Source organism: Streptomyces sp. NRRL B-24572, assembly GCF_002156145.1.
In the GTDB taxonomy this organism is placed as follows: domain Bacteria; phylum Actinomycetota; class Actinomycetes; order Streptomycetales; family Streptomycetaceae; genus Streptomyces; species Streptomyces vietnamensis.
Window position 1 is genome coordinate 1 of record NZ_MWIG01000433.1, and the last position, 3,058, is coordinate 3,058.

At 73.3% G+C, this 3,058-nt stretch carries 3 protein-coding genes; 1 reads left to right on the forward strand and 2 read right to left on the reverse strand.

The features are described 5' to 3' along the window. The coding region (locus CCN56_RS24850; RefSeq protein WP_086830131.1) for a DUF2252 domain-containing protein at positions 1–904 on the forward strand (904 nt) is incomplete at its 5' end. Positions 905–1,149: 245 nt separating this feature from the next. On the opposite strand, the gene CCN56_RS24855 is transcribed toward CCN56_RS24850, so the two are convergent. Both CCN56_RS24855 and CCN56_RS24860 read right to left on the reverse strand, forming a co-directional pair. After that, entirely contained in the window at positions 1,150–2,544 is a 1,395-nt protein-coding gene (locus CCN56_RS24855; protein ID WP_086830133.1) for an NAD(P)/FAD-dependent oxidoreductase, read from the reverse strand. Positions 2,545–2,567: 23 nt separating this feature from the next. Continuing rightward, entirely contained in the window at positions 2,568–2,945 is a 378-nt protein-coding gene (locus tag CCN56_RS24860; protein WP_086830135.1) for a metalloregulator ArsR/SmtB family transcription factor, read from the reverse strand. Positions 2,946–3,058: the final 113 nt, after the last annotated feature.

Sequence of the window (3,058 nt, forward strand, 5' to 3'; positions counted from 1 at the left end):
CAAGGCCCACCGCGCCGCGCTCGTCGCCGTCGAGTCGTACCGCACGACCATGCGCCGCCTCGCAGGCCTCGGCGAACTCGAGGTCTGGTACGAGCGGATCTCCGCCGACGACATCCTCCGCGTGGTGCGCCGCGAGGACCGCGCCCGCATCACCAAGCGGCTCGCCAGTGCCCGCAGGCGCACCAGCCTCCAGGCCCTCACCAAGCTCACCGAGAGGGACGGCGCCGGAAACCGGCGCTTCGTCGAGGACCCGCCGCTCCTCGAACGCGTCACCGACGTCGACCGGATCACCCTCGGCAAGATCTTCAGCGACTACCGCAGCTCCCTCGCCGAGGAGCGCCGCGTCCTGCTCGACCGCTACCACTACGTCGACGCGGCCCGCAAGGTCGTCGGAGTCGGCAGCGTCGGCACGCGCTGTTTCGTCCTCCTCCTCGAAGGACGGGACGACGGCGACCCGCTCTTCCTCCAGATCAAGGAGGCCGGCCGCTCCGTCCTGGAGCAGTACCTGCCGCCGACCGCCTACCCCCACCAGGGTCGCCGTGTCGTCTCCGGCCAGCGGCTCACCCAGGCCGCCAGCGACATCTTCCTCGGCTGGATGACCGGGCCCGAGCAGCGCCACTTCTACTGGCGGCAGCTGCGCGACATGAAGGGTTCCGCCGAGGTGGAGACCATGCCCCCGGCCACCCTGCGGGACTACGCGCGGCTCTGCGGCCGGGCCCTGGCCCGCGCCCACGCCCGCTCCGGCGACCGCATCGCCATCGCCGCCTACCTCGGATCCACGGACGTCTTCGACCGCGCCATCGCCGACTTCGCACTGGCCTACGCCGGGCAGAACGCCGACGACTACGCGGCGCTCGGCGCGGCCATCGCCGCCGGCATGGTGACGGCGGCCCCGGGCGCCTGAACTGCTCCGGGCGGAGCCCACGGGTGGCGGGCGCCCCGTCGTGGCGCAGGCTCGTGGGCGCGGCGCCCACCCGGATCGTGCCGTCGCGGGCCGGGCCACGCGGTGTCGCCCCGGTCGGTCCGACCGCGCCGGACACCGGCTGTCTCGCGGGCCTCGCGCCGCCCACGTCCGAGATCGCGCCGTGAGCTGAGGCGAGGGGCGGCGACGGCAGGTCCACCGCCGCCCCTCGCACCGCTGGACCCGCCCTAACCCTCCGTGCGCCGCAGCGGCGGCTCGGTCGGCGTCTCGGCCACCGGGCCGAAGAGCACCGCCCGTGCCACGGCCGGGGCGAACAGGACCGAGAGCGGCGCGGTCAGGGTGAGCGCCCGGCGGAACGGCGCCCCCACGGCCGGGTCGCCCGCGGCCCGCTCCTGCACCCGGCCCAGGTACCAGCCGACCACCTTGTCCATCGGCCCGGGCCGCGCCGCGTCGCCGGTGGCGCCGGGCATCTTCTTGTCGGCGCCCGCCGAGATGTCCCAGGCCTGCTGCGAGGCCGCGAGCAGCGCCTTCTGGACGGTCCTCGTGGTGGGCGTGCGCTTCGGGTCGGCCAGCGCACGGCGCAGCGCGAGGGCGGAGAGCGCGGCGACGGCCATGCCCTGCCCGTAGATGGGGTTGAAGGCGCACAGCGCGTCGCCGGTGGCGAGGAAGCCCGCCGGGCGGCGGCCCGGACGGTCGTACCGGCGCCGGATGTTGGCCGTCTTCCGGAAGCCGTACACCGGGGAGAGCGGCTCGGCCCGGGAGAGCCAGTCGCTGATCACCGGGTGCGGCATGCGCTTGGCGTACTCCTCGAACGCGCCCTCCTCCGTGGGCGGTTCGTTGCCCCGGAGGCCGGAGAGGGTGACGAGGTGCCGCCCGTCCCCGAGGGGCAGCACCACGGCGCCGTACTCCTGTGTCGGATTCGGCACGATGTAGTAGCCGAGGGCGTCGGTGTCGGGGGTCTCCTCGGGACTGCGGTAGACCCGGGTGCCGTACGCGAGGCCGGTGTCGAGGGTCTCCTCGTGCGGCGCCTCGGCGCCGATGTCGGCCAGCCAGTCCGCGGCCTTGGTCGACCGCCCGGAGGCGTCCACGACCAGATCGGCCTCCAGGACGCGCGTCTCCTTCTCGGCACCCGTCCCGCGCTCACGCAGCCGTACGCCCCTGACCCGCGAGGAGTCGCCGGTCAGGCCCACGGTCTCGGTGCCTTCGACCAGGTCGACGCGCGGGTCGGCGAGGACCCGCTGCCGCACCAGCCACTCCAGCTGGGGGCGCGGGCCGCTGTAGAAGTGCGCGGTCGCGGGGTTGCGGCGGAACCACTTGCCGTTCTGCCACTGGACCATGTCCTCCGGGATGCCCACCTTGGGCGCGCCGAGCTCCCCGAGCTCCTTCATGAAGCCGGGGAGCAGTTCGTCGAAGGCCTGCTGCCCGCCCGCGATGAGGACGTGGAGGTGCCGGCCCTGCGGGACGCCCGGCCGTGCGTCGGGCCCCTCCGGGAAGCGGTCGCGCTCGACGACCGTCACCTTCTCGGCGTGCTCGGCGAGTACCCGAGCGGCCAGCAGTCCAGCGAGACTTCCCCCGATGACCACCGCGTGACGTGTCGCGCGGCGCCCCAAGTCGTCGGCCATACCCGCCCTTTCGTGTCGTGGAACTACAACTGACCAGTATCCACGCCGGTTCGGGCCCCGTCGCGTGCTCCGAGCCTCAGGTGCTCGATGTGGTAGACGGCCTCGTCGAGGAGCTGGGCGACGTGGTTGTCGTACAGGCTGTACTCGATGCGGCGTCCCTGCCGGACGCCGGTGACCAGGCCGAGCGCGCGGAGCAGCCGGAGCTGGTGGGAGACGGCGGACTGCTCCATCTCGACGGCGGCGGCCAGCTCGGTGACGCCGCAGGGGCCCTGGCGGAGCGTGGTGAGGATCATCAGCCGGGACGGGGTGGCGAGGGCCTGGAGAGTGGCGGCGATGGTGGCCGCGGACTCGGCGTCCAGGTGGGTTGCGGGGGTGGTCTGGCCGTTCGCTCCGTGTCCCATGCGCTCATCGTAGCGGCGCTCGTATGTCAATATGTGAAGACCTCTTCATGTATTCGGGTATGGTGGTGGCCCTTCCTCCCCACCCCCCTCGAAAGAGGTGTCCTTCCATGGCC